Source organism: Streptomyces tibetensis, from assembly GCF_040647715.1.
In the GTDB taxonomy this organism is placed as follows: domain Bacteria; phylum Actinomycetota; class Actinomycetes; order Streptomycetales; family Streptomycetaceae; genus Streptomyces; species Streptomyces tibetensis_A.
Genome location: NZ_JBEZCR010000003.1, coordinates 386,721 through 412,101 on the forward strand (window position 1 = coordinate 386,721; position 25,381 = coordinate 412,101).

At 70.1% G+C, this 25,381-nt stretch carries 23 protein-coding genes and 1 pseudogene; 5 read left to right on the forward strand and 19 right to left on the reverse strand.

Features of this window, described 5'->3' with window-relative positions:
* Window positions 1-33: 33 nt before the first annotated feature.
* From AB0B29_RS10430 to AB0B29_RS10440, 3 genes are all read right to left on the reverse strand, one after another.
* Complete coding sequence (locus tag AB0B29_RS10430; protein ID WP_362236645.1) at window positions 34-294, reverse strand: DUF7683 domain-containing protein; 261 nt, start codon at window positions 292-294, stop codon at window positions 34-36.
* A gap of 50 nt (window positions 295-344) precedes the next feature.
* Window positions 345-725: a VOC family protein gene (locus AB0B29_RS10435; protein ID WP_104780084.1), complete on the reverse strand. Its 381-nt coding sequence runs from the start codon at window positions 723-725 to the stop codon at window positions 345-347.
* A gap of 194 nt (window positions 726-919) precedes the next feature.
* A complete protein-coding gene (locus AB0B29_RS10440) occupies window positions 920-1,390 on the reverse strand; it encodes a hypothetical protein (protein ID WP_362236648.1) in 471 nt (156 codons plus the stop codon).
* A 162-nt stretch (window positions 1,391-1,552) separates the two neighbouring features.
* Between AB0B29_RS10440 and AB0B29_RS10445 the strand changes: the two genes are divergently transcribed.
* Window positions 1,553-2,782, forward strand: a complete 1,230-nt coding sequence (locus AB0B29_RS10445; protein ID WP_362236650.1) for a GNAT family N-acetyltransferase — start codon at window positions 1,553-1,555, stop codon at window positions 2,780-2,782.
* 17 nt (window positions 2,783-2,799) lie between these two features.
* On the opposite strand, the gene AB0B29_RS10450 is transcribed toward AB0B29_RS10445, so the two are convergent.
* The 10 genes from AB0B29_RS10450 to AB0B29_RS10495 form a co-directional block, all read right to left on the reverse strand.
* Window positions 2,800-3,837, reverse strand: coding sequence for a MerR family transcriptional regulator (locus AB0B29_RS10450; protein WP_362236652.1), 1,038 nt, complete (start codon window positions 3,835-3,837; stop codon window positions 2,800-2,802).
* Window positions 3,831-4,520, reverse strand: coding sequence for a HEAT repeat domain-containing protein (locus tag AB0B29_RS10455; RefSeq protein WP_362236654.1), 690 nt, complete (start codon window positions 4,518-4,520; stop codon window positions 3,831-3,833). Before AB0B29_RS10455 ends, AB0B29_RS10450 begins: the two co-directional genes overlap by 7 nt.
* 360 nt (window positions 4,521-4,880) lie before the next feature.
* Window positions 4,881-5,105: a translation initiation factor IF-1 gene (infA, locus tag AB0B29_RS10460; protein ID WP_356599948.1), complete on the reverse strand. Its 225-nt coding sequence runs from the start codon at window positions 5,103-5,105 to the stop codon at window positions 4,881-4,883.
* Window positions 5,102-5,896, reverse strand: a complete 795-nt coding sequence (locus AB0B29_RS10465) for a GNAT family N-acetyltransferase (RefSeq protein ID WP_362236657.1) — start codon at window positions 5,894-5,896, stop codon at window positions 5,102-5,104. Before AB0B29_RS10465 ends, infA begins: the two co-directional genes overlap by 4 nt.
* Before the next feature lie 242 nt (window positions 5,897-6,138).
* The gene (locus AB0B29_RS10470; RefSeq protein WP_362236660.1) at window positions 6,139-7,473 is read right to left on the reverse strand and encodes a glycoside hydrolase family 68 protein; all 1,335 of its coding nucleotides are present in this window, start codon (window positions 7,471-7,473) and stop codon (window positions 6,139-6,141) included.
* Between the two features lie 182 nt (window positions 7,474-7,655).
* Window positions 7,656-8,669, reverse strand: a complete 1,014-nt coding sequence (locus tag AB0B29_RS10475; protein WP_362236662.1) for a LacI family DNA-binding transcriptional regulator — start codon at window positions 8,667-8,669, stop codon at window positions 7,656-7,658.
* Between the two features lie 62 nt (window positions 8,670-8,731).
* Window positions 8,732-9,760: a LacI family DNA-binding transcriptional regulator gene (locus AB0B29_RS10480; protein ID WP_362236665.1), complete on the reverse strand. Its 1,029-nt coding sequence runs from the start codon at window positions 9,758-9,760 to the stop codon at window positions 8,732-8,734.
* 76 nt (window positions 9,761-9,836) lie between these two features.
* Window positions 9,837-10,673, reverse strand: coding sequence for an ATP-binding cassette domain-containing protein (locus AB0B29_RS10485; RefSeq protein WP_362236668.1), 837 nt, complete (start codon window positions 10,671-10,673; stop codon window positions 9,837-9,839).
* Window positions 10,670-11,683 carry an ABC transporter permease gene (locus AB0B29_RS10490; protein WP_362236671.1) on the reverse strand — a complete coding sequence of 338 codons (1,014 nt, stop codon included), beginning with the start codon at window positions 11,681-11,683 and terminating at the stop codon, window positions 10,670-10,672. Before AB0B29_RS10490 ends, AB0B29_RS10485 begins: the two co-directional genes overlap by 4 nt.
* A 143-nt stretch (window positions 11,684-11,826) precedes the next feature.
* Window positions 11,827-12,843, reverse strand: a complete 1,017-nt coding sequence (locus tag AB0B29_RS10495; protein WP_362236673.1) for a sugar ABC transporter substrate-binding protein — start codon at window positions 12,841-12,843, stop codon at window positions 11,827-11,829.
* Window positions 12,844-13,095: 252 nt separating this feature from the next.
* Between AB0B29_RS10495 and AB0B29_RS10500 the strand changes: the two genes are divergently transcribed.
* The 3 genes from AB0B29_RS10500 (at window position 13,096) to AB0B29_RS10510 (ending at window position 16,675) form a co-directional block, all read left to right on the forward strand.
* Window positions 13,096-14,076 (forward strand): carbohydrate kinase family protein, encoded by a 981-nt coding sequence (locus tag AB0B29_RS10500; protein ID WP_362236676.1) that lies wholly within the window; start codon window positions 13,096-13,098, stop codon window positions 14,074-14,076.
* A 25-nt stretch (window positions 14,077-14,101) separates the two neighbouring features.
* Window positions 14,102-14,404, forward strand: coding sequence for a putative quinol monooxygenase (locus tag AB0B29_RS10505; RefSeq protein ID WP_362236679.1), 303 nt, complete (start codon window positions 14,102-14,104; stop codon window positions 14,402-14,404).
* A gap of 99 nt (window positions 14,405-14,503) precedes the next feature.
* Window positions 14,504-16,675 carry a TerD family protein gene (locus AB0B29_RS10510; protein WP_362236681.1) on the forward strand — a complete coding sequence of 724 codons (2,172 nt, stop codon included), beginning with the start codon at window positions 14,504-14,506 and terminating at the stop codon, window positions 16,673-16,675.
* A gap of 146 nt (window positions 16,676-16,821) precedes the next feature.
* Here AB0B29_RS10510 and AB0B29_RS10515 read toward each other — a convergent pair whose 3' ends face one another.
* The 6 genes and pseudogenes from AB0B29_RS10515 to AB0B29_RS10540 form a co-directional block, all read right to left on the reverse strand.
* Complete coding sequence (locus tag AB0B29_RS10515; protein ID WP_362236684.1) at window positions 16,822-19,368, reverse strand: GH32 C-terminal domain-containing protein; 2,547 nt, start codon at window positions 19,366-19,368, stop codon at window positions 16,822-16,824.
* A gap of 391 nt (window positions 19,369-19,759) precedes the next feature.
* The gene (locus AB0B29_RS10520; protein WP_362236687.1) at window positions 19,760-20,593 is read right to left on the reverse strand and encodes a PIG-L family deacetylase; all 834 of its coding nucleotides are present in this window, start codon (window positions 20,591-20,593) and stop codon (window positions 19,760-19,762) included.
* A 381-nt stretch (window positions 20,594-20,974) separates the two neighbouring features.
* Entirely contained in the window at window positions 20,975-21,310 is a 336-nt protein-coding gene (locus AB0B29_RS10525) for a deoxyxylulose-5-phosphate synthase (RefSeq protein ID WP_362236690.1), read from the reverse strand.
* A gap of 153 nt (window positions 21,311-21,463) precedes the next feature.
* Window positions 21,464-21,871, reverse strand: coding sequence for an NUDIX hydrolase (locus tag AB0B29_RS10530; protein WP_362236693.1), 408 nt, complete (start codon window positions 21,869-21,871; stop codon window positions 21,464-21,466).
* Between the two features lie 67 nt (window positions 21,872-21,938).
* Window positions 21,939-22,784, reverse strand: a pseudogene (locus AB0B29_RS10535) (transposase); the annotation flags it as partial.
* Window positions 22,785-23,014: 230 nt separating this feature from the next.
* Window positions 23,015-23,620: a TetR/AcrR family transcriptional regulator gene (locus AB0B29_RS10540; RefSeq protein ID WP_362236695.1), complete on the reverse strand. Its 606-nt coding sequence runs from the start codon at window positions 23,618-23,620 to the stop codon at window positions 23,015-23,017.
* A 93-nt stretch (window positions 23,621-23,713) separates the two neighbouring features.
* Here AB0B29_RS10540 and AB0B29_RS10545 point away from each other — a divergent pair, with 93 nt between their 5' ends.
* Window positions 23,714-24,916, forward strand: a complete 1,203-nt coding sequence (locus tag AB0B29_RS10545) for an MFS transporter (RefSeq protein ID WP_362236698.1) — start codon at window positions 23,714-23,716, stop codon at window positions 24,914-24,916.
* Window positions 24,917-25,381: the final 465 nt, after the last annotated feature.

Genomic DNA, 25,381 nt, shown 5'->3' on the forward strand with positions numbered 1-25,381 from the left:
TAGGGCGACCGGGAAGCGCGCCTCCGGCTCGGCTCACTCGGCCGCGTAGGCCCCCGTCAGGTAGTCCAGCTCGGGACTGGGCGGCCCGCACTGGAGGATCGCGTCCACCTCCGGCCACACCTCGACCGGCACCCGGTAGCAGTAGATCATCCAGGGATCGTCGGCATCCGGCTTGATCACCTCTCGCAACAGCATGAGCTGTTCACGGCTGATGGGGTGCTCCACCCGCAAGGTGTCGTCCACCTTGCTGAACCCCTCCAGAACCCAGATGGCGTCGGGCGCTTCCGAGAGCATGTCCTGGTCCTCAGGTGGTGTGCCGGGCCGCTGCCCGGGATCCGGTGTCGTCACAGCGGGTTGAGGCGGGCCTTGAGCAGGCAGAACTCATTGCCCTCGGGGTCCATGAGAACGTGCCACTGCTCCTCGCCGGTCTGGCCGATGTCGGCCGGGCGCGCCCCGAGCTTCAGGAGGCGTTCGAGCTCGGCGTCCTGATCGCGGTCGGTGGCGTTGACGTCGATGTGCAGCCGGGACTTCCCGGGCTCCGGCTCGTCCCTGCGGCTGAGGATGATCGTCGGCTGCGGCCCGCCGAACCCTTCGCGCGGGCCGATCTCGAGGGTGCCGTCCTCCTCGCGGTCGAGTACGACGAAGTCCAGGACCTCGCACCAGAATCGCGCCAGCACCTCGGGGTCGCGGCAGCCGAGCACGAGCTCACTGATACGACATGCCATGGACGAAACCCACTCTCGGTGCCGGAACGGCCGGGGCATCACGCGCGGAGCTCTCGAGCATCCCGCAGCGGCGACGCGCTCGCGACCGTACCGGGCAGGGCGGGCCGGTGCGAATGTTTTTCGGTACGCGCCGATGCCCGTGGCCGGACATGCCGGGTGAAGTCGCCGACGAAACAAGTGACCGGCTGACCCGGTCACTCCTCCAGGGCGACCAAATCGTCGCGAAGGACCACGCGAGCCGCCCGGGTCGCGTCTCCGTGGGTCTGCCGGGCGGCGTCGTACTCCTCGGACGCGAGGGTGGCCCCGGACGCGAGCTCCTCACGTATCCGGCGCAGCGAGTGGTACGACGCGTCGATCGCCGCCGTCACGTCGGCGGTCGCCGTCAGAACGAGCCGCTCTCGCGCTTCGTCGCACCCCGAGGCCTGGAACGCCTGACGGATCTTGGCCCCCCTGACCTGCGGGTCCGTGTGGTTCTCCTCGGCGACCAACCGCATGGCCTCGTGCGCCCTGCGAAGGGTCACCAGACAGTCCGCGTACATGGCCCGGCGGTCCTGCAGCCTGTTGTCCCTGACGGTTCGTCGCCACCGCAGATGCTCACCGGCCAGCGTCGCCCCGATACCCAGCACTGCTCCCAGCGCCGTCCCCACGAGAGTCACCCATCCCACGCGGTGGATCGTGCCACACGGGGACTCTCTCCGTGGCGGCGCGTGACGCTCAACCGGTCCGGGCCGGAGGGTAATTCGCTTGCCCGGGCCACGGGTCGACGCTGCACTGTGGCCACCCACCACTCGTCGTGGTGCGGGTATCCCGAGGAGGCAGCGGCAGCGATGGAGATCCGTCCCACGACCGACAAGGATCTCGACGCCTTCGTCGACACCGTTCATGCCGCGTTCGGGCGCTTCCCGGAAACCCCGGTCGAGGGCGGCGGGCTCTGGTGGTCGGCGCTCGAAACGGACCGCTGCCTACTCGCCCTGACGGCGGACGGCCGGCCCGTCGGCACCGCCGCCACCCACTCCTTCGAGCTCACCCTGCCCGGCGAGACCCTCGTCCCGGCCCCCGGGGTGACCGCCGTCGGCGTCCTGCCCTCGCACCGACGCCAGGGCGTGCTCACCGAGATGATGCGGTATCAGCTCGCGGAGCTGCGGTCCCGCGGGGAGCTCCTGTCCGTGCTGCTGGCCTCCGAGGCCTCGATCTACGGCAGGTTCGGCTACGGACCGGCGACCTGCACGGCGCAGCTGAAGGTGCCGCGTGCCGAGGCCGCACTCGCCGTCCCCCGGGCACGCGAACTGGTCGACGCGCCCGTGACCGCGTCCGACAACGGCTCGGTCGAGGTGCTGCGCCGGGCCGAGTGCGGCGGGATTCTGGAAGAGGTCTACGACCGGTACCGCCGCGCCCAGCCCGGCGCGCTGTCCCGGCCGCACCGCTGGTGGGCCCTGCGCGCGGGGCAGCCCCCCATCTCGAGGGAGCCGCGTTACATCGCTGTTCACCGGGACGCCGACGGGGTCCCGGACGGGTACGCCAGCTACTCGATCGAGTCCGGCACCCTGACGGTCGACGAGACCATCGCCACCGACGACGCCGTCTTCACGGCCCTGGCCCGGTTCGCCCTCGAACACGACCTGGTGTCGCAGGTCGTGTTCAAGCACGTCCCGCCCGACCACCCGCTGCGCTGGCAGTTCGCGGACTTCCGCGCCGGCCGGGTGAGCGGCGACATGGACTGGCTCTGGGTACGGCTGCTGGACGTCCCGCGTGCGCTGACCGCACGCCGCTGGTTCACGGACGGCGAGCTCGTCCTCGACGTCCACGACCCGTTCCTCGGCGGACGCGACCGCTACCTGCTGACCGTCCGCGACGGCAAGGCCGACTGCGCCCCGACGGACCGCAAGCCCGACCTCTCCCTCGACATCCGCGATCTGGGCTCGGTCTACCTCGGCGGCACCGCCCCGAGCACGTTCGTGCGCGCCGGACACGTCCTGGCCCACCACCCGGACGCGGCCGCCCTCGCCGACACACTCTTCCGGGCCGACCGCTCCCCGCACTGCCTGCACTGGTTCTGACCCGTGCCTCACCGACGTCAGCGGTCCTCCAGGTACCGCTCTTCGAGAACTTCGACGAGGGCCGTGGCGACCAGGGCGACATCGCGGTCGTCGTCGTGGGTCAGTCGGCGCAGGACGGTGACCGGCCCGGCCTCCTGCGCGGTGGTTCCCGCGAGCTCGACCAGCGCCTGGGTGAGGCGGATCCGCGTCGCGGAGTCCGCGGTGGGCGCGGCCAGTTCGCCGACCAGGGCGGTCGTGATCCGGTCCCTGCACCCGGGGTCCAGGGACAGAGTTCCCAGAACCTCCGCCGCGTCCACGTCGTTGCAGCCCTCGACCACCATGCTGACGAGTGTGGGCACCGCCGCGGCCACGCCCTGCCGGCCCAGAGCCAGAGCGGCGTGCCTGCGCACCGGCGGGTCCGAGTCCCGGAGAGCGTCCGTGAGCACCTCGACGGCACCCGGGGCCTCGGGCATCCCGGCGATCGCCAGCACCGCGCGCCGCCGGACGCGGGCGTCCTCCGAGTGCGTGCCGGCGCGCAGCGTCGCCACGGCGTCGCCGCCCGATCGGGCGAGCGCCCAGCGCAGGGCGCCCGCGACGTGCGGGTCGGATTCGGTCAGGACCGCCTCGGCCAGCAGTTCGGCGGGGACCGGCGCGTTCTCCGGCGGGGCCAGGACGGCCTGCTGTCGGCGCGCGGCACTGGTCGAGTTGAGTTCCCGCATGAGTGCGACGATGCGCAGCACGCCCTGCCAGTCGGTGGGCGTCGACGCGTCGATGGCTCGGAGCCGCTCGAGCAGCTCCTTCTCCCGCGCCAGGCGGTCCTCCGTCTGCCGGATGAGGTCACTGACCAGGGCGGACGGCGTGAAGGCCGGGTCCTCCAGCGCGCGCCCGATCTGCTTGAGCGAGAGCCCGAGGGACCGCAGGCTCTCCACGTGGAAGATCCTGCGGACGTCCTCGGCGGAGTACTCGCGGTAGCCACCGACGGTGCGCCCCGTGGGCCGCACCAACCCCAGGGCGTCGTAGTGCCGGAGCATCCGGGTGCTCACCCCGGAGCGGCGGGCCACATCGCCGATCAGCAATCTGCGCCCTCCGCCTCAGCAGCTGTCCCGGTGCCTGCCGACGCAGCCGCGGCAGCAGCAGCCCGGTCCGGGCCGAGTGCGACCACGCGCTTCGCCTCAGCGAGGGCCGCATCGAAACCGGTCTCCGGGTTCTGCCTGAGCAGCTCGGTGGCACGGGCGTGTGCGGCCACCGCCGGGTCGGAACTCTCCGAGGCCCCCTCCAGGGACGGTTTGACCACGTCACCGAGGTCGACCAGGGCCCGGCTCAGACTCAGCTGCACATCGCGGTCCCCACGGCCGAGCTGCAGGACCAGATCGGCTGCCAGCTCCTTCTTCTCGCCCTCGGGCACCAGGACGACCGCGACGCGCCACGCAGTCCGCGCGACCTCGTCGTCCGCGTCCCGCAGCATGTCGCGGGTGATCCATGCCCACGTGCTCTTGTCGCCGATCTTGGAGAGTGTGTGCAGTGCCTGGCTGCGGGCCCGGGGCCGTTCGGAGTCGAGTTCCTGGCGGACCCGGGGCAGGGTGATCTCCGGCGGGAGACGGGTCAGCGCCCAGGACAGCATGTCTCGTACGAAGAAGTCCGGCTCGACCGCGCACCGCTCGACGAGCGTCCCCAGGAACGCGGGATCGGGGTTCGAGCCGACCGCCAGGGCCGCCTGCAGCCGGACCGACGAGTCCTCGGCGCCCAGGGCGTTGGTCACACGGGTGTGCTGCGGGGTTGTGTCGGTCGTGTTGATCGGGACCACCTCCAGCGCCCAAGTGAAAACCTTGTCACGGTGTCAAGGTCAAGCGCGAGGTCGGAGACCGGGAGGACGCACTCCGCCGGTGTCGGCCGACCGGCGACCGACGGCCGAACCGCCCCCGGAGCCCCCGCCACGGAGAACACCGTGACCGGAACCCCAGGGTCAGCCACCGCCACGGCCGGGGCCACCGCTACCGCCGGTGCCCCGCTTACCGCCGCGGCCCCCTACGGCTGGGGCCCGCTACGGCTGGGGCCCCCTACGGCCGGGGCCACCGCTGGGCGCGGCCCCGGTCGGCGAAGTGCCCGGGGCCGCCCGCCGCTAGTTCCGGTACCGGAAGACGATCCGCCCGCGTGTCAGGTCGTACGGCGGGAGCTCCACCAGCACCCGGTCCTCCAGCATGATCTTGATGTAGTGCTTGCGGATCTTCCCGCTGATGTGCGCGAGCACCTGGTGGCCGTTCTCCAGCTCCACGGTGAACATGGCGCTGCGCAGGCACTCGACGACCCTGCCCTCGACCTCGATGACGTTCTTGTTCTTCGTCATCGCACCAGCTCCAGGTTGCTGCTCATCGGCCGGGCGCCGACGCCCTCGAACAGTGCCGTGGCCGCGTGGTTGGACTCGTGGACCTCGGTCCAGGCCGCGGGGAACCCGGAGCGGTGCGCCGTCACGAGCGCATGGGCCAGCAGGGCTCGCCCGATGCCGCGGCGCTGCTCGCCCGCCCGGACCGCGATCAGCCCGATGCGCGGCCGGATCGCCGTCACCACCCGGATCAGCCCCAGGTAGCGGTGCTGCGCCGCGGCCACCGCGTACTTCGACGGGTCGACGACGGTGTCGCCCTCGGTGCGGGGCACCACCTCCGCGGGCATCGACTGCCACCACCCGGCCGTCGCCTCGACCTCGTCCCGGATCGTGCGGTCCACCTCCCGCAGCGGACCCTCGTCCGCCTGGCCGGCGGGCACGATCGTCACGCCCGAAGGCGGCAGGACCCCTTCGAGTCCGGTGACCCGCGGGTCGGTCGGTACGGCGTACTCCCACTCCCTGCGCCGGACCGTGAAACCGGCCCGCCGCCAGCCGGCCGTCAGCTCGGTGTCCGCTTCGTCGACCACCGTGTACAGCGGCGCCGGCAGTGCCGCCACCATCACCTCGGCGAGCCGGTCGAAGGCGGCGTCGTGCCAGGCGTCGATGCTGACGAACAAGCGGCCGTCGGGTCGGTGGTGCGCATGCCCGCGGCCGACCACCAGGTCGTCGTCCAGGGCGTGCCATTGCCTGTACGCGACGCGCGTGACCGTCACCGCGTTCTCGCTCAGGCCGGATGCGAAAGGCTTTGTGTCCATCGGAGTCTCCCTTCCAGGAGTGCCTCGGTCTCAGGCGCTCCTGGCGACACCGAACGTCAGCCGCCGGACCGTGACGGATCGAGGGAGCACCCACGGGTAACTGCGTTCACGGGGCTCACCTCCTACGACGATTCACGGTCCACGGGGAAGGTAGCAGCGGGGCGCCGCCACGCTCAAAGCCTTTTACGGGCAGGGGGGCGGCTGATGAATCAGCCGCCCCCCTCGGATCCACTCGGACTGGTCTACGGAATGAAGCCGTAGTCCAGCTGACCGGCCAGCCTCGTCCTGTCGTCCTTCAGGGACAGTACGAGCGTGCGTGCGAGGGTGCCGCCGAAGCGGGTCCCGCCGTCAGCCGTCGGGACCGTGTCGATGAAGCTCTCCACCAGCCCGTTGGGCATCACGTAGTGCGAGTACTGCTGCGTCGGGGCGTCCTCGGGGTTGCCCAGGACCAGCGCGCTGCCGTTGAGCGGCCGGTAGTCGCTGCGCAGGCCCGGGCCGACGAACCCGTAGAGGCCGTCCCAGCCGCTCAGCCCCGGCGCGAACGTGAACTTGTGGCTGATCGTGAACAGGTAGTACTTGCCGCCGCGGATGATCAGGTGCGGCCGTTCGGTCTGCTGGTTCACGCAGTTGGCCGAGAGCAGCGGGGGCTGGAGCTTCCAGTTCTCCAGGCTGTCGCCGTCGGCCGTGGCCAGCCCGATGTTGCCCGTGTAGTACTTCGAGTCCTCCGGCACCTCGTGGCCGGCCGGGAGGTCACCCAGGTCACGCTTGGTGCACTGGTACGAGCCCGCGGTACCGCCCGTGTTGCCCTCGAACAGCAGGTGGACCTTGCGGTCCCGCGGGTCGCGGAAGACGTACGGGTCGCGGAAGGCGTAGATGATCGGGCCTTGTTGCGACTGCTCGAGGGTCTGGTACATCTTGCCGTCGGCCTCGGCGATGATGCGGTGTTCCCGGAAGCCGGAGAACCACACGCGGTTCTTGTCCGCGTGGATCTGGCCGGTCGCCTGCGCCAGACGCTGCAGGGCGTCGCTGGGGTCGACCCCGCCGTTGTCGCGCCCGGAGGCGGTGTAGAAGGACTGCACCTTGTCACCGATGAGCGCCGTCGAGCCGGCCCACTCACGTGAGCCGAACGAGGTGCCGGCCGGGAACAGGTCGCCGCCGTACTTCCAGCTCTTGGCGTCACGCGAGTAGAAGTAGCCGATCTTCGCGTACCAGTGCCGGTCACCGAACGGCACCGAGCGTGGGGCCGTCAGGGAGAAGATGACGTGCCAGCCCTTGTAGGTGGCCGTCCGGGTGTTGAGCTTGGTGAGCGGCCAGGTGTCCCACACCCACACCTTGTCGGTCATCACCGGGAAGTCGGGTGACACGCGAGGGGCGGTGTTGGTCTTGTCCTGCTTGAGTTTCAGGGCGTCCGCGCGGGACCAGACGGCTGTGTAGTCGTCGTCGGCGGTGTACTGCCGTGTGCCCGTCCGGGACGCGTCGTGGGGGGAGGCGGAAGCGGGAGTGATGATGCCGCTCAGCGTCGCGAAGGCTGCCAGACCCGTCGCCAGCCGGAGCAGCACTCGTCTTGCTCTGTACATACGTCACCCTTGGGGGGAAGAGGGAACGAATGGAAGCTTTGGAACCGGTTCCGTCGCTGACGCTACCTCAGTTTTGCGGGAAAAGGGTGAACTTGTGAGGTGAAGATTTACGTACGAGCAGCGGTCGGAGTCGCGCTGTGGAAGTTAATGGAAACGATCCAACGTCGTCGGCGCAGCGCGGATCAGGATCCCGCGGCGGCCGTCGTACGCCGGGGCACGAGCTCCAGTTCCAGCATCGTCTCGACGGGTTCGCCAAGGGGCCGGCCGATGCGTTCCAGCAGCAGACGCGCGGCGATCCCACCGCTGGCGCGCAGGGGCTGGCGTACCGTGGTCAGCCCTACGTAGGCCGCCACGTCGAGGTCGTCGAAGCCCACCACGGACAGGTCCTGAGGAACCCTCACGCCCGCCGAGTCCGCCGCCTCGATCACCCCCAGCGCCCGGGTGTCGGACGCGGTGACGATCGCGCTGGGGGGCTCCGGAAGGGCCAGCAACTCATCGGTGAGTCGGTGCGCCACGGCGCGGCCGTGGGGTCCGACCCGCATGTACGGCTCCTCCAGCGCGAGACCGTACGCCTGCAGCGCCAGCTCGCAGCCCTCGCGGCGACGGGCGCTGGCGCTGAAACGGAAACGGTCGTCGGCGACGTCGCCCATGAACGCGATGCGACGGTGGCCGAGTTGCAGCAGATGACGCGTCGCCAGCATGCCGCCGCGCACGTCGTCGATCACCACACGTGGCAGGTCCGGGTGCTCACAGTCCAGCAGGACCGTGGGCAGACCGGCCCGTGCCAGCTGCTTCGTCTCGTCGTCGGTGGGAGCGAGCGAGATCGCCAGCAGCCCGTCGAAACGGTCGTCGGCCGCCACTGCCCGGTACTGCTGATCGCGCTGATCCGGTGTGGCCACGTCGAGCAGTGTGAGGTCGTGGTCGCTGCCGTGCAGCACGTGTGAGACGCCGCGCAGCCGCTCGACGACCGACGGCTCGGTGGCGAAGGGCGCGATGACGGCGATGCTCTGGGTGCGTCCCGTGGACAGGGCGCGAGCGCGCCGGTTGGGCCGGTAGTCCAGGTCCCGGATCACCCGCAGCACCCGCTCGCGGGTGTCCTCGCTGACGTTCCGGCTGTCGTTCAGGACGCGCGAAACCGTGCCGACCCCCACCCCGGCCCGGGCCGCGACATCGCCGATGGTCGCCCGTTCTCCCACGGCCGTACAGTACCCGAACCCGCAGATCAGCCTGTTCAGGGCTCAGGAGGCGCCCCGGCCCGTCAGTGACCGCCGCCTCGGATGCGTTGCTCTCCCGACCCACGGACGACCAGCCGGGTGGGCACGGTGATCGTGCGGGCCCGGGAGCGGTCGCCGTCGAGCCGGGCCAGGGCGGTGGTCGCGGCGCTGCGGCCGATCTCCTCGGGGGCCTGGGCGACGACCGTGAGGGCCGGTTCCAGTGCTTCGGCCAGGGAGACGTCGTCGAAGGCCACGACAGCCACGTGTTTGCGCTTGCTGCGGGCGAGTTCGGCGACGATGCCGAGCGCCATGATGTTGTTCCCGGCGAACAGGGCCGTGGGGGGATCGGGCCGTTCGAGGAGCTGAGCCGTCACGGCCTCCGCCCCCTGCTGATCGTGCGCGCTGACGACCAGGGAGCGGTCGTAGGGGATGTCGGCTTCCTGCAGGGCCGCCCGGTATCCGGCGAGGCGTTCGCGGCGGGTGTACAGCTTGACCGGCAGGTCGCCGACGAACCCGATGCGGCGGTGCCCGTGGGTGATCAGGTGCGCGACGCCTTCCTGGGCCCCCGCACGGTTGGAGCTGACGACACTGTCCGTGGACAGGCCGACCCCCGGCCGGTCGAGGAAGACGACCGGCAGTCCCGCCGTGCGGTGCGACTTGAGGTCGGAGTGGTCGGCGCCGACGGACGGCACGACGATCAGGATGCTGACGCGCCGGGCGAGGAACTGGGCCGTCAGGGCGCGTTCGCGGTCGGGGTCGTCCGCGGACGAGCCCATGAGCAGCGTCAGCCCGCGGTCCCGGACCGTGTCCTCGATGCCGCGGGCGACGGCTCCGAAGAAGGGGTTGGCCAGGTCGGGGATGACCAGCCCTATCGTCGTGTCCGGGCCGCCGACGCGGATGTTGCGGGCCATGAGGTTCGGCTGGAAGCCCAACTCGGCCACCGCGGCGAGCACCTGCTCCCGCGTCCGGGCCGAGACGGGCCCGTCCTCGTTGAGGACCCGGGAGACCGTCTTGGCGCTGACACCCACTTCTCGGGCGACATCGGCCAAGGTGGGTCTGCGGCTCGCTGCCATGGAGTAAACCGTCTCCTGGATGCTCCCGGTTCCGGGCCGCGGCCTCGGCCGGAACATGCGGGAGCGGGTTGCGCTGTCAGGTGGCCTGTACTCCGGCGGCCTTCGCGGCCTCGGAATCCGCTACGACAGTATCTCCGGCCTCGTCGACGGTGAGGGCGCCCGTCATGATGGCCACGACCTCCGCCATGGAGTAGTCCGACGGCCTGATCACTGCGGCGCGCCGGCCCAGCCGGTGGACGTGGATCCGGTCGGCGATCTCGAAGACGTGCGGCATGTTGTGGCTGATCAGGACGACCGGCATGCCCTTGTCGCGGACGCGGCGGATCAGGTCGAGGACCTGGCCGGACTCCTTGACGCCGAGGGCGGCGGTGGGTTCGTCCATGACGACGACGCTGCGGGCCCAGGCGACCGCACGGGCCACCGCGACGGCTTGGCGCTGTCCGCCGGAGAGGGTCTCGACGGCCTGGGTCAGCGAGCGCAGGCCGATCTTCAGGTCCGCCATGTGCTCGGCGGCCTCCTGGCGCATGCGCTTCTTGTCGAGCATGCGGAAGGCACTGCCGAGGATGCCCGGGCGGCGCAGCTCACGGCCGAGGAACATGTTCGAGGCGATGTCCATGGACGCCGCCACGGCGAGGTCCTGGTACACCGTCTCGATGCCGTGGGCGCGTGCGCTCTGCGGGCCGGAGAACTGGATCGGCTTCCCGTTGAGGCGAATCTCGCCCTCGTCCGGCACCACCGCGCCGGTGAGGGCCTTGATGAGGCTGGTCTTGCCGGCGCCGTTGTCGCCGATGACGGCGAGGACCTCGCCGGGCATCAGGTCGAAGTCGGCGCCGTCGATGGCGGTGACCTGGCCGTAGCGCTTGACGAGACCGCGGGCCTGCAGCACGGGCGTCTCGGTGGTGGTCGTGGTCATCGGGCCTTCCTCCGGGAGATCTGGTCGACGGTCACCGCGAGGATCACCAGGACCCCGGTGATCAGGGTCTGGTAGATCGAGGCGACGCCCATCAGCTGGAGCCCGTTGCGGAAGACGCCGACGATGAGGACGCCGATGAACGTGCCCAGGACCGAGCCGCGTCCGCCGAAGAGGCTGGTGCCACCGAGCACCACGGCGGTGATGCTGTCGAGGTTGTCGGTCTGCCCGGCCTGCGGATCACCCACGCCGGTACGGGAGATGAGCAGCAGGGCGGCGACGCCGTAGAGGAGACCGGCCACGGTGTAGACGCCGATGGTCAGCCGGGAGGTGCGGATGCCGTTCAGCCGCGCCGCTTCCGGGCTGTTGCCCAGCGCGTAGACGTGCCGGCCCCAGCCGGTGCTGCTCAGCGCGTAGGCGAGGAGGAGGAACAGGGCGATGGTGACCAGCGAGCCGTAGGTGATGTCGGTCTTGCCCAGCGGGAAGGTCTGGCCGAGGGCCGTCAGCGGGCCGGGCAGGTTGCTGACCGTCTGCTCCTCGGAGTAGATGTGCGTCAGCGCGAACGCCACGTTGAGCATGCCGAGGGTGACGATGAACGGCGGCAGCGGGACCTTCTGCACGAGTGCCCCGTTGAGCATGCCGAAGCCGCCGCAGACGACCAGGCCCAGCGCGATCGCGGCGAGCGGCGGCAGGGAGCCCTCGGCGGCCATCTTCGCGATCATGATGCTGCCGAACGCCATCACCGCTCCGCAGGACAGGTCGATGCCCGCGGTGAGGATGATGAGCGTCTGGCCGATGGCCAGCGTTCCGACGACCATGACCTGCTGGACGATCAGCGAGAAGTTCCCGCCGGTGAGGAACTGGTCGGTCGAGACGGAGAAGAAGACACAGGCCAGCAGGAGGGCGATCAGCGGGCCGGTGGTGGGTTGGGTGAGCAGTCTGCGGGCGGTGGTCGGCGCCTTGAGCTCGGCGTACGGCGTGGACGTGGAAGGTGGCGTGGACGTGGCAGTCATGCGAGGTCCTTGTCGGAAGACAGAAGTCCTTGTCCGTCCCCTGAGGGCGGCAGGAGGACGAGAGGCGGCCGTCCCGGGCCGGGGAGGAGGGGCCGGCCGCCCCGCTGAGGGGTGTCGAACGTTTGGCGGCGGGAGCCGGCGGCTCAGCCCCAGCAGTTGTCCAGGCCGTAGGCGGTGTCCTTCGAAGCGACCCCGTCCTGTGCCTTGTCGGTGATCAGGGTGACGCCGGTGTCGGTGTAACCCGACGCCTTCTTGCCGTCCTTGGCGTACGTCACGACGGCCTTGACGCCCTCGGCGGCCATCTTCAGCGGGTACTGCTGCGAGGTCGCGGCGATCTTGCCGTCCTTGACGGCCCGGGTACCGGTGCAGCCGCCGTCGACGGAGACGATCAGGACGTCCTTCTCCCGGCCCTTGGCCTTGAGCGCGGTGTACGCGCCCAGCGCGGCGGGCTCGTTGATGGTGTAGACGACGTTGATGCCGGGTTCCTTCTGGAGGCAGTTCTCCATCGCCGTCTGGCCCTTGGACTGGTCGCCGCCGGTGTCCTGGGCACAGGCGACGTCCTTGTCGGTGGCGCCGAAGCCCTTGAGGAAACCGTTGTGCCGCTGCACGCCGACGGACACACCCGGCGCGAGGTCGAGGGCGGCTATCTTCGCCGTCTTGCCCTTCATCGCGGCCTTGGCGTACTCCCCGATCAGCTCACCGGCCTTGAGGTTGTCGGTGGCGAAGAGGGCGTCGACCGCGCTCTGCGGCTCGGTCGGGGTGTCCAGGGCGATGACCAGGACGCCCTTGGCCTTGGCCTTCTGGATCGCCGGCACGATCGCCTTGGAGTCGCTCGGGGTGATCAGGATGCCCTTCACACCGGAGGCGACCATGTTCTCGATCGCGGTGACCTGCCCGGCGTTGTCGCCGTCGAACTTGCCGGCCGCGGTCATGAGCTCGACGCCCTCGGCCTTCGCGGTCTTCTCCGCGCCCTCCTTCATCTTGACGAAGAACGGGTTGGTGTCCGTCTTGGTGATCAGGCCGACCTTGACCTCGCCCGAGCCGGTGCTCGTGCTGCCCGATCCCGATCCGGATCCACAGGCGGTCAGGGTGAGGGCCGCGATGCCCGTGCACGCGGCAGCTCTGAGCAGGGAGGAGGGCAGACGAGAGGTGCGTGACATGAACGACTCCAGGCGGGATGTCGGGCGGGTGGTCGGCAGCGAGGCCTGCCGTCCCGCGATGTCAACGATGACTGATGTCATCGTTGACACTGCTTGGCGAGGATGATGGACTCCGCTCACCGGCAACGTCAATGCCTTGCACTCGTCACAAATCGGCAACGTCCCTCGGCGGCTGCCCCGCCCCGAAGCCGTACACCGGCGTGCCCGGGTCATGCCCGTTTCCGCTCCGCGCGTCCCAGAGAAGAGCAGCCCATGAGCCGGATCACCGTCCTCGGAGAATGCGTCGCCGACGCGTTCACCGAGCCCGCGCCTGCCCCGAACGAACTCGCCCTGCGCGTCCTGCCGGGCGGCGGGCCGGCCAACACGGCCGTGGCCCTGGCGCGCCTCGGCACCCGGGCCCGCTTCCTCGCGCGACTGTCGGGCGACGTGTTCGGCCGCCTCTTCCGGGCTCACCTCGCGGCTTCCGGCGTGGACCTCTCGCACGCCGTGGAGGCCGCCGAACCCAGCACGCTCGCCGTCGCCGAACTGGACGCCCAGGGCCAGGCCGCGTTCTCCTTCCACGCCCAGGCCACCGCCGACTGGCAGTGGACGACCGCGGAACTGTCCGGGGTGGACCTGGCCGGCACCGCCTGCGTGCACACCGGTTCGCTGGCCCTGGTCAGGGAGCCGGGAGCGGCGGTGGTGGAGGACTTCCTGGCAGCGGCCGCTCCCCGGGCCACCATCAGCATCGACCCCAACGTCCGCCCGCTCCTGGTGCACCCCGAGGTCTACCGCGCCCGGCTGGCGCACTGGTGCTCCCTCGCGGACGTGCTGCGGCTGAGCGAGGACGACCTGGAGCTCCTCCTGCCCGGAACACCGCCCGAGCAGGCGTGCGACGCCTGGCATGCGGCGGGGACACGGCTCGTGGTGATCACGCGCGGCGCGGAAGGTGCCCTGGCCTCACTCGACGGGGAGCGTGTGCGGGTGCCGGCGGTGGCCACACCGGTCGTCGACACGGTCGGTGCGGGGGACTCCTTCACGGCGGGCCTGCTGCACCACCTCGGCACCCACGGACTCCTCGGCGGCAGACTGACCGACCTGCGCCTCGCCGACGTCGAGGCCGCCTGCCTGTACGCCGTGCAGGTCGCGGCCCTGACCTGCTCGGTCGCCGGCCCGAACCCGCCCTGGCAGGACCGGTTGCCGCCTCTCACGCCGGACGCCTGCGCGGTCCGGCCCCTCGACTCCACCCACTGAACCCCACGGACAAGGACGGAAGACCATGACGAAAACCCTGCTCGCCGAGTTCACCGCCCGAGAAGGAGCGGAGGACGAGGTCGCCCGCCTGATCCAGGAGTACGCCCTGAAGGTGCGCGAGGAGGAAGGCAACCTGACGTTCGACGTCTACACCAAGGCGGCCAGCCCCCGCGCCTACTGGATCTTCGAGGTCTACCGGGACGAGGACGCCTTCCAGGCGCACCTGCACGCCCCGTACGGCGGCCCGTTCAACGCCGCCCTCACTCCGCTGATCGAGGAGGACGCCTCCGTGCTGACGTTCCTCGATCCGCTGGCCACGCGTCCCTGACGGCAGCGGCCGGGGGCCCGCTCGCCGGAGGCCCCGGGCCACGGCGTCGTGCGGAAAACTCCGGTGCGTCGCCTCGCGCACCTCTGCGATCATCCCCGAATGGCGCACACTTTCGAATCGCTGGTCGTCCGGCACACCCATCGCCTGCCCTCCCCCAAGGGATCCGCAGGAGAAGGCGCCACCGCCGCCCGGCAGTTCGACGCGGCCCTGATCTCCGTGGGCTTCAAGCTCTCCGCCGAGCTGCTGGAGCGGCTGTCGGGGCTGTCCGAGGCCGCGGTCGTGCACACCGCCCGGCGAACGCTGGCCACCGTGAGCGAGATGGTGGGCGACCACGTCCGGCACAACTCCTACTTCATCGACTTCCCGGCGAACGTGCCGGACACCGAAGAGTTCTGGATGCGGTGCGTGACGAAGGCGCTCGCCGACGACACCTCGCGCGAGAACGTGCAGGCGCAGCTGACGCACGGGGCCCTGAACCTGCTCAGCCTCCCCGCGTACGGCCGCTACCAGCACACCTACGAGGAGATGCTCGCGGCACAGGACGAGCTGATCGCCTCGGCGGGTGACCGGGTGACCGTCCTGCACCTCGGCCGGGACCTGGACGCCGAACTCACACACCTCTACCTGGCCCTGGCGGGCAGCACGACGCCCCTGGGCGAGGAGCACCTGCGCGACCTCAGGACCCTCGCCGGACGCTGCGCCCCCGGCCCCCAGCCGGAGTCGATCCCCGTCCGGGAGAACCGGGCGGTCGTCAACGAGGCCCGCCTCGGCGTCGGCGCCGACCTCCTGCTGGACACCGTCACCGACGTGCTGCGTCTGGCCTGCGCCCTGTCGGGCGGCGATGTCACGCTCCAGGAACCGACCCGGTTCCGGACGCTGCCACGGCCGGTCCGCCGGGCTCTGCTCGCGGGCCTCGACGCGGTGGTCGCGGCGAACCCGGCGAAGCTCGCCGACGTGCACGCGCACCGGGAGCCCTTCAAGCGCCTCGGTGAGCGTCTCCACCCGCACGAGTACCCGCGCTGGCCGCACGCCGCCGACGTGTTCGCCGTGGCGCGGGGCGAGAAGGAGGCCCGCTCCTTCGACAGCCGCGTCGAGAAGCTGCTCGACGCGTACGACGTCACCGGTGCGGTGAAGCTGCTGAAGTCCGCTCCCGGCAAGCTGTTCCGCGCCCTGGACCTCCTGCTGCGCATCGCCGCCGGCCAGGAGGAGCGGGACGCGGTGGTGGCCGCCGCGGTCGAGGCCGCCCCCGAGGTCTCCGGCCGGGTCGTCCTCTCGGTCCGTGAGCACTTCCACAACCGGGAGCGGGAGACCGACGCACCTCGCATCTTCGTCAACCGCCGGGGCCGCGCCTGGGTGACCCCCGACGACCGGCCCCCGGTACCGGCCGCGGACCGCGATCGCCTGATCGCCGCCCTCGACACGGAGATCCGCCGCCGCCTCCCGGCGCCGCGCCGGCTGCTGCTCGACCCCGAGATCCTCGACGTGGCGCTCCCGCTCAGCGGCAGGGCGACCACGGCCGGGTTCGGCGTACTGCCGCGGGGCTCGGTCTCGCGGATCGACGGCGAACTGCTGCGCTTCTTCGTGTACTGGAAGCAGACCGAGGTCCGCACCGACTACGACCTGTCGGCCCTGCTTCTGCGCAGCGACTACAGCACCGACTCCTGGCTCTCCTACACGGCCCTCACCGCCGTCGGGGGCCGGCACTCGGGCGATGTCACCGAGGCGCCCGACGGGGCCTCGGAGTTCATCGACCTGTCCCTGGACCGGGTGCGCAGCGCGTACATCGTTCCCCAGGTCAACATCTACGCGGGCGAAGGCTTCGAGGAGGTCGAGGAGTCGTTCTTCGGGTTCATGCTGCGCGAGGGTGAGCAGAAGGGCCGTCCGTTCGAGCCGCGCACGGTGCGGATGAAGTCGGAGCTGCGTGGGGTCGGCCGTGTGGCACTGCCGCTGGTCTTCCGGCGTGGGGACGACGGCACGTGGAGCGCGAAGTGGCTGCACCTGTATCTGAAGGGCGTCTTGGTGGCGAACCGGGTCGAGGAGAACCAGGTCTCGGTGTCCAAGGTGGTGCGTGCCCTCGTGGAGCGCGAGCAGCTGACGACGAGGTACCTGATCGACCTGATGTCCCGCGGCACCACGGCCGTGTCCCTGTGGGACGGCGAGTCGGTTCCGGAGGAGCCCGTGACGTACATCGGCCTCGAACGACCCGAGGGGCTGCACCCGGACTCCCGGATCATCACCCTCGAAAATCTGCGCGACCTGATCCCGGCCTGAGTGCTAGCGTTGCCGACGGCGAGGCCATGAAGGGGCTTCCTTCTCATTCACTCCAAATGACTCAAGTCCCTTCGCTCTCCTCGCCCTCGACGTCGACCGAGAGGCGCCCACGCGGCGCCTCTCGGTTTTCGTGCACGAACAGCTCATCACTGCCAGATGGACTTCATCTGCCACACGCGGAGGACATCGAGGGTGGCGGTGCCTCCTTCGGCGAACACCTGGACGCCGGTGCTGGAGGGGTCGGGGAAGATTTGGTCGGTGATCACGGCCTCGCCGTTGCCGCCGAAGACCTCGACGGACGACCAGTCGACGAGGATCCGCAGCCTGACCTTGCCGTTCTCGGCCTTCAGCGGTGCCGTCTGCACGCTCGGGAAGGTGCTGTTGAAGTCACCGGCGCCGGAGCGGCTGCGGTCGGCGTACAGCTCCTGGGTGGTGGTGTCGTAGCCGATGACGGTCTCCTCGCCGCCGGCGCCGGTGCGCACCTTCAGGCCGAAGCGCTTCGCGTCCTTGAGGGAGAAGGTCGCCTCGATGTCGAGCGCCTTGCCCTGGGCCCCGAGACCGGTCAGGGACTTCGAGGTGCTCTGGACGGTGACGCCGGACGCCCTGGCCGGGCCGGTCTGCCGGAGGGACTCGAGACTCCCCACCGGCTTGCTGGTCAGCCGGATCCGGCCGTCGACGGTCCGCAGGGCCATCTCCCTCGGGACGCTCTGCACGCCGCGCCACGGGGAGGTGGGGACGGACTGGCCGTAGTCCCAGTTGTTCATCCAGCCGATCATGTAGCGCTTGCCGTCCGGCGCGTTCTCCCAGGACACGGCCGCGTAGTAGTCCCTGCCGTAGTCGGCCCAGCCGGCGCGCCGCAGAACGGACTCGGCGGGCTTGTCGGCGGTGGTGAACCGGTCGGCCAGTACGTGGCCCCAGCCGCCGGTGTTCGTGTCGACGATCCGGATCTGCGCCTTCTTGCCGACGTACGGGCGCAGGTCGAAGGACGCCCAGTCCATGGCCTCACTGTCGGTGCCGGTCGCGCTGCGGACGACCTTGCCGTCCACGATCAGGTTGACGGACGTCTCCTGGGAGGCACGCTGGGCCGGGGTGTCGGACATGACGATGTGGTCGGCGTTGACGTGGCCCCAGCCGCCGGTGTTGTCGTCGACGATCCTGATCCGCGCCTTCTTGCCGGCGAGGTCGCCGACGTCCCACGAGGCCCAGTCGAGGGCCTCGGAGTCCTTCCCCGTGGCGCTGCGCACCACCCGGCCGTCCACGAGGAGCTCGACGGCGGTGGGGTTGGCCGCGTCCGCCGGGTGGTTGCCACCGCCGATGAGGAAATTGATGTGCTTCTTGTCGACGGTGAACTCGGGCGAGGTGAGGGTGCCGGTGGTGGAGTCGCCGCTGCGGAAGGTGTTGACCAGGCCGCTGCCCAGGTATCCGGAGACCTGTTGCTGGCCGGGGAGGGTGCCGGTGGCCGGTGCCGTGCCGAAGGCGTCCCCGGTCGCCGTCCAGTCGCCGTAGCCGCCGCCCTCGAAGTCGGCGAGGACCGTGCCCTCGGGCGCGGTGCCGTCCAGGACGGTACCGGCCTTGTGCGGGTGCCGCCCGCCACCGATCTTGAAGTTCAGGTAGGGGCTGGTCACGGTGAAGGAGGGGGAGGTGAGGGAGCCGGTGGTGCCGTCACCGCCGTGGAAGCTGTTGGCGAGACCCTTGCCGTCGAAGCCCGAGACGGCTTGCTGACCGTCCACCGCACCGGTTGCCGGCCCTCGCCCGAACGCGGTCCCGGTCGCCGTCCAGTCCCCGAAGCCGTCGCCTTCGAAGTCCTGCACGACATCGCCCGTGGGCGGCGTGTAGGTGCCCTTGTCGTCAGGGGTGAACTTCTTGCCGTCGAAGTCTCCGACGAAATACTGGGCGGCCGAACCACCCGCGATACCACCGGGGTTGAGGTTGACCACCAGCACCCACTTGACCTTCTTCGGGTCCCCGTCGACCGCGAGGGGGAACAGGTCGGGGCACTCCCACACGCCACCCGTCGCGCCGGCCGGCCCGAACTCGCTCTGCAACTCCCAGTCCTTGAGGTTCTTGGACGAGTAGAACCGCACCTTGTGCTCGGCGGACAGAGGCACCGTCATCAGCCAGCTCTTGGTCGGCGCGTACCACTGCACCTTGGGGTCGCGGAAGTTGTCGGAACCGATGTCGATCACGGGATTGCCCTGGTACTTGGTCCAGGTGCGGCCCCGGTCGGTGCTGTAGGCGAGCGACTGGGCCTGCTTGCCGCCGTTCTTGTAGGCACTGGTGTAGATGGCCACCATGGGCGGGTTCTCCGTCGTGCCGAACCCGGTGGTGTTGTTCCAGTCGACGACCGCGCTGCCGGAGAAGACCATCTCCTCGTCGTCGTGCGACAGGGCGAGCGGCAACTCCTCCCAGTGCACGAGGTCCTTGCTCACCGCGTGTCCCCAGGACATGTCGCCCCAGGAGCTGCCGTTCGGGTTGTACTGGTAGAAGAGGTGGTACTCGCCCTTGTAGTACACGAGGCCGTTGGGGTCGTTCATCCAGTTCTTCTGCGGGGTGAAGTGGAACTGGGGCCGGTAGGTCTCGGTGTATGCCTGTGCGACGCCCTGCGGGGTGAGCGGGGCCGCCGACAGGGCGAAGGCGGTCACCACCGTCGCCACCCGCATGCGGGCCTGCCGGGATACGCGTATACGGCTCATAGCGGCTCCTTGTCCCACGGCCGTCCACGCGGCGGTGAGGGAAGACCCCTGCGCGACGACCGAGAAGTGCGCCCCGGCCCGACGAAGGCTGCCCCGCCGTCGCCCGAGGGTGTCATCGTTGACTTGTGTCATCGATGACAGTGGCTGCCCGATTATGAGACCCAGTCAGGTGGCCGCGTCAACGGTGCGGATGCGAATTGGTTCGGTGCGCCCTGCGGTCCCCGGGTGCGGGGCAGGGCCTGACCGGTCACGCCCTGCCGCAACACCCCCTACGACCCGCTGCTCACACCGGCATGGTCGCCGTCCTGTCCGCTTCCTGTCCCATCAGCGGGCGAAGCCAAGCTGCCGGCCGGTCGCCGGTGCGCTTCCCCGGCCGGCCTGGTAGGGCGGATCAGCGCAGTCCGGCGAAGAGATCGTTCTCGGGTACGGCCGCGCCGGTGGCGTCCTGGACCCGTACGAAGGTCTCCATGCCCATCAACTCGCCGAACCTCTCCTTGCCCATCCTGAGGAAGAAGATGTTCTCGCCCTGACTGGCGTGCGCGGCCAAGGCGTCGAACTTCTGGCCACTGAACTCGGTGGTGTCCACCCACGTGGTGATCTCATCATCGGGGAGGCCGATCTCGGCCATGGCGGCGGCCTCGGCAGGATCCGGCTCCGGCATGTCCGGATGAAACTCGCGCATGATCTCGCCGAACCGCTGCATCATCGAGCGGGGCATCGTGGTCCAGTACACCTTGGGTGTCAGCGCGGTCATCTCCAACGCCGCCATCGTGATGCGGTGGGCCTGGATGTGGTCGGGGTGACCGTAGAAGCCGTTCTCGTCATAGGTGACGACCACATCAGGCCGGTAGTGCCGCATGAGTTCCGCGAGCCGGGCCGCGCCCTCCTCCACGGGGGTCTGCCAGAAGGACCCGGGGGCGTCGTTGCTCGGCCAGCCCATCATCCCGGAGTCGGCATAATCCAGCATCTCCAGATCACTGATCTTCAGCACTCCACAGCTCGCCTCCAGTTCCTGACGGCGCATCGAGGCGACCGCCGCCGCATCGTGCCCGGGGTCGCCCGGTTTGGCGCCCCCCGGCCCGTCACCGCACCCGCCGTCGGTACACGTCACGAGAACCGTGCGGATGCCTTCCGCCGCATACCGCGCCAGGACCCCTCCCGTTCCGGTGGCCTCGTCGTCGGGGTGGGCGTGAACTGCCATGAGCGTCAACGGCCGGTCAGTCATGAAGCGGTCCTCCTGCGGAGATACGTCTTGATCCGAGTACGTGGCGGGCCTACCGCGATCCCGGGGCCAGGCGGCCTGGTGGCGCTGCGGCCCTGGTGGTGCTGAGGATCTTGAGGCCTCTGGGCCCGTCGCCCGTGCGGCCCGGACCCTCGATCGATGCAACCGCGCCGGCCGGGCCGACTGTTCCCGGCGCGACCGATTGGTCTTGCTTGGCAGACGCGGTGCACATGAACTTCCCCGGCGTCCCAGGGCCCCGGGCCGACGGCCCCATTCGTTGATGTCCGGCGGGCCGCCTGCCGCGCTCGACACCTACCGCCGGGACAGGGCGCGCAGTCGGGGCATCCGGCTCGGCAGCCGGTGGAGGACGCCCACCGTCGCCGGCTAGGGCAGGTCGCGGCGTACCAACGCCTGCGCGAACGGTTCTCCGGTGGCCCGGGCGTAGGCCATCCGCTCGCGCACCTCGCTGAGGGTGCGGGGGCGGTAACCGGGGCCGCCGCAACAGCTCTTGTGGAAGCGCACACCGGCGTGCAGCAGCACGGAGAGGGTGCGCCAGGCGGCGGTGTCCCGCCTCTGGGGTGCCGCGAAGGCGGAGCCGACATGGATCAGAGGCTCGCCGCAGCGTGGACAGACCCGGTCGTGATCGTGGTAGCCGGGGTAAGGCTGCTTGTACGAGGCCCGGCAGGGCAGGCAAACGTACGAGGTCTTTCCGTGGGCCATGCGGCCAGAGTAGGGCCGTCGCAGGACCGGGTTCGACGGAGTTTCGGCTGCCCGCTATTGCATGGGTGTCGACCGTGGCCGGCCCTCGCATCCGGCACGAGTTCAGCACGAGAAGCCCTCGTCCCGATCCGATCCTGCCCAGCGGACACGACGTCAGAGCAGCCGACCGGCCTCGTGAAGCGAGTCGAAGACCAGCCCGTCGACAACGGAGACCCGGTCCCTGTCGGCGTAGCGGAACCACGCCTTCTCGGCGACCTCCCGTGCAGGGGTCAGCTCGCCGCGGTGGTCGGCCGTGTAGCAGATCATCCGGAACGGACCGTGTTCCGGATGGCCCTCGCCGATCTCGAAAGTGCCGACATGCACCATGGAACGGGGGTCGACCGCGGCCTGCAGTTCCTCGTCGATCTCCCGCACCAGAGTCTCGCCGTCGGACTCGCCCGGCTCACGGTGACCACCCGGCAGGTAGAAGCGATCCCTGCCGTGGCTACGCGTCACGAGCACCAGCCCGTCCCGGACCAGGACCCACGCCACCTTCTCCGGCACACGGTTGCCATTCGCCATGACGGGACCGTATCGGTGTGCCACGACACTGGAAGCGGTGCAGCGTGCGAGCGTCCCGTTTCCGAGCGGCGAGCGTCACGGCCAGTCCGGCGGCTCCGGTGTGGCGGAAGATCTTGCGGCGGTTGTGGCAGGCGGCCAGCAGGCGCCACTCGCCGCGGGCGCCGTCCTCGCCGCGCAGGAGGAGTTGGCGGCCGTTGTGGCAGGTCATGATCTGGCCGAAGACGGGTTCGACGATGGTCTTGCGTCGGTTGTAGGCGGCCCGGCCGGGCTTGGTCCGCAGTTTGCGGGCCATGCGCTCCTTTAAGGTCGCGTCCTTGGGGATGCGTCCGCGGGGTGCGTGCGGGACCTGCTCGTCGTGGGACAGGCGGCCGGTGGCCATGAACGTGTCAGTGGGGCAGTTCAGTTGGCGTTCCTTTGCTGCTTCGAGGTTCGTCTCGGAGCAGTAGCCGGCGTCGACGAGAGCCTGCTTGGGGTGGGCGCCGGTGTTGCGCGCGGACTGGTCGAGCATGCTGGTGTAGTTCAGTGCGTCGGAGGCGTTGGTGGTCACGTCGGCGGCGGTGATGACCGGGTGGGTCTCGTCGACGACGGCCCGGGCGTTGTATGCCTGGATGTAGGCGCCGTCGCTGCTCTTCGTGATCCGCGAGTCGGGGTCGGTGAAGTTGGCCTGGGCCTTCGGCTTGGGCCTCGCTTTCGCGGCGGCCTGCTCTTCCGCGTCGGTGACGGCCTGCTCGTCGCGGACGCCGGTGCGGTCCTGGCGGCGGCGTTCTTTGTCCTCGGCGTGGCGGCGGGCCTTGTCGGCGGTCTCGGCCTCGATCTGGGCGCGGGCGGCCTGCAGCCGGGCGAGGCGCTTCTCTCGTCGGTCCAGCTCGGCGGGTAGATCGGTCTCTTTGCCGTCGATGCCGAAGGCCTGGTCCGGGTAGCCAGTCGTCCAGTGACGGCGGCAGCAGCAGGGCCTGGTGCGGGTCGAACGCCGGAACGTCTTGTCCACCGCCGCCGCACGACGTGGCGGCTGTTTGCCCTCGGCCGGCTGGACCTCGAACAGCCCCTCCTGATCACGCATACCGGGATCAACCTGTACGAGTGATCACCAGACACACGCGGGTTGCGGTTACTGCGACACGCTCCTGGCGCATCCCCGTGCCGTCAGGCAGGTTCCGCGGGCGTGGGCCCCAGGGCGCGGACCGCGAGGTCGATCGCGGTGGTCAGGCGCTCGATGTCGTGGCCGGCCCGTTCCCGCACCCGCAGGCCGAGCACCGTGGTGAACAGCAGCTCCACGGCGTCGTCGATGTCGAGACCGGCGGACAGTTCGCCACGGTCACGGCCCTCGGCCAGCACGGACCGCAGGGCCTGCCGGGTGACCTCGAAGGCGGCCTCGGTCCGCTGACGGACCTCTTCGTCGGTGGTCCCGAGCTCGGTGGCGGTGTTGACCACGAAGCACCCGCGGCCGGGCGCGCCGTCGGCCGGGCAGGTGACCAGCCACAGCATCCATTCCCGCAGCACCTCGCGAACGGGATGGTCCGCCGCGTCCAGCCGCTGCCGGGCCTCCGCCGACTCGGTGGCCCGGTAGTGGTCGAGCGCGCGCAGGAACAGCGTGTGCTTGTCCGTGAACGTCCGGTACAGGCTGCTGGGCGTGAGCTTCAGCTCGTCACCCAGGTCGCGCACCGAGGTGGCGTGGTAACCGCGTCGCCAGAACAGCTCGGTCGCCGACGTGACCGCGTTCTTCTCGTCGAACTGTCGGGGGCGTGCCATGTGTTCACCTTACCGAACTTGTGGAGCGATCGCTCCCATACTAGGGTGCCCAATTCGGGAGCGATCGCTCCCGAATTGTTGAAGGAGGCTCCGTTGACGACCGCAGAACAGACCCCCACACCGGCGCAGGAACCACAGGCCCCGGAGAGAAGTCGCTGGATGGCGGTCTCCGCGGTGGCTCTGGGCACCTTCCTGCTGGTGACCGCCGAGCAACTGCCGATCGGTCTGCTGACCTCCGTGGGGTCCGCGCTGTCGGTCTCCGAGGGGACGGCGGGGCTGATGGTGACGGTGCCCAGCATCGTCGCCGCGTTCGCGGCGCCGCTGGTTCCGATGCTCGTCGGGGCCATGGACCGGCGCATCCTGCTGCTCGGACTGATGGCCCTGATGACCGTCTCCAACCTGGCCTCGGCCCTGGCACCGAACTTCGCCGTCCTGGTGGGCTCCCGGGTGCTGGTCGGTATCGCGATCGGCGGCTTCTGGGCCATCGCCAGCGGCCTGGCCGTCCGGCTCGTCGCTCCCGCCGATGTGCCGCGAGCCACCGCCGTCATCTTCGGCGGCGTCGGAGCCGCGAACGTGTTCGGCGTCCCGCTCGGCACCCTGGTCGGTGACCTCACCGGCTGGCGCATCGCCTTCTCCTCGCTGAGCGCCCTGGCGCTCGTCACCCTCATCGCCCTGCTGGTGGTGCTGCCGCGGCTGGTCGCTTCGCAGGTCATCCGCGCGAAGCTGCTGATGGAGCAGTTCCGCAATCCGGGTGTGCGCGTCGGCATCATCGCGACGGTGCTGATCGTGTTCGGGCACTTCGCCGCCTACACGTTCGTGAGCCCGGCCCTGCAGAAGCTGTCGGGGATCGACGAGCGCTACGTCGGTCCGCTGCTGTTCGGATTCGGTGTGGCCGGCATGATCGGCAACTTCGTCGCCGGCTCGGCGCTCTCCCGCCAGGTGCACCGGAGCGTGCTGGTCATCTCCGTGGCCCTCGCGGTCGCGATGCCGCTCTTCCTGCTGCTGGGCCAGACCGCGTTCGGCGGCGTCATCCTGCTGATCGTCTGGGGACTGTCCTACGGCGGGGTGTCCGTGGGCCTCCAGACCTGGATGATCAAGGCCGCCCCGCAGGCGGTGGAAGCGGCTTCCTCGCTGTGGGTGGCGGTGTTCAACCTGTCCATCGGCCTCGGCGCGCTGGTCGGCGGCGTCATCGTCGACTCGCTCACCCTCCAGGGCGTGCTGTGGCTCGGCGGCGCCTGCGCCCTGCTCGCCGCCCTGGCAATCTGGACCGCCCGCACCAACGACGCCTTGCGATGACCGAGCCCTCCTCAGAGCCCACCGGGGACGCGTAGCCACAACGGCGCCGGATGGCGCGCCGCCGGTGTACCGGCGGCGGCACGCCAGCCGGAGTCGCATTGTGTCGGGCTCCAGGCGTGGCCTGATTGCCGGTTACTGGACACGCTCCTAGGCGCTGCGCTCTTGGTCGGCGTTGCCGTTGTGGCACTGATGCTGACGCTCTACGGGGCGGGTCCTGACTGACAGCGGTTGGCTGTAGGCCGCTTGTAGGCCGGCACGAGGCCGACAGGGGTCTGACCCGCGATGCGGACCAGACCCCTGTCCTTGTGTTTCAACTGTTGGGGTGGCGGGATCTGAGCCCACGACCTCCTTGTCCCGAAGCGACGTGGACGGGCGCTCGACCTTGGGCCAGCGTGCTTCTCGTCTGCGGCTACAGTCCATGGGCGTTCGCGGTTGCCCGCCGCTGTGTGCCGGCGTTGTCACGCA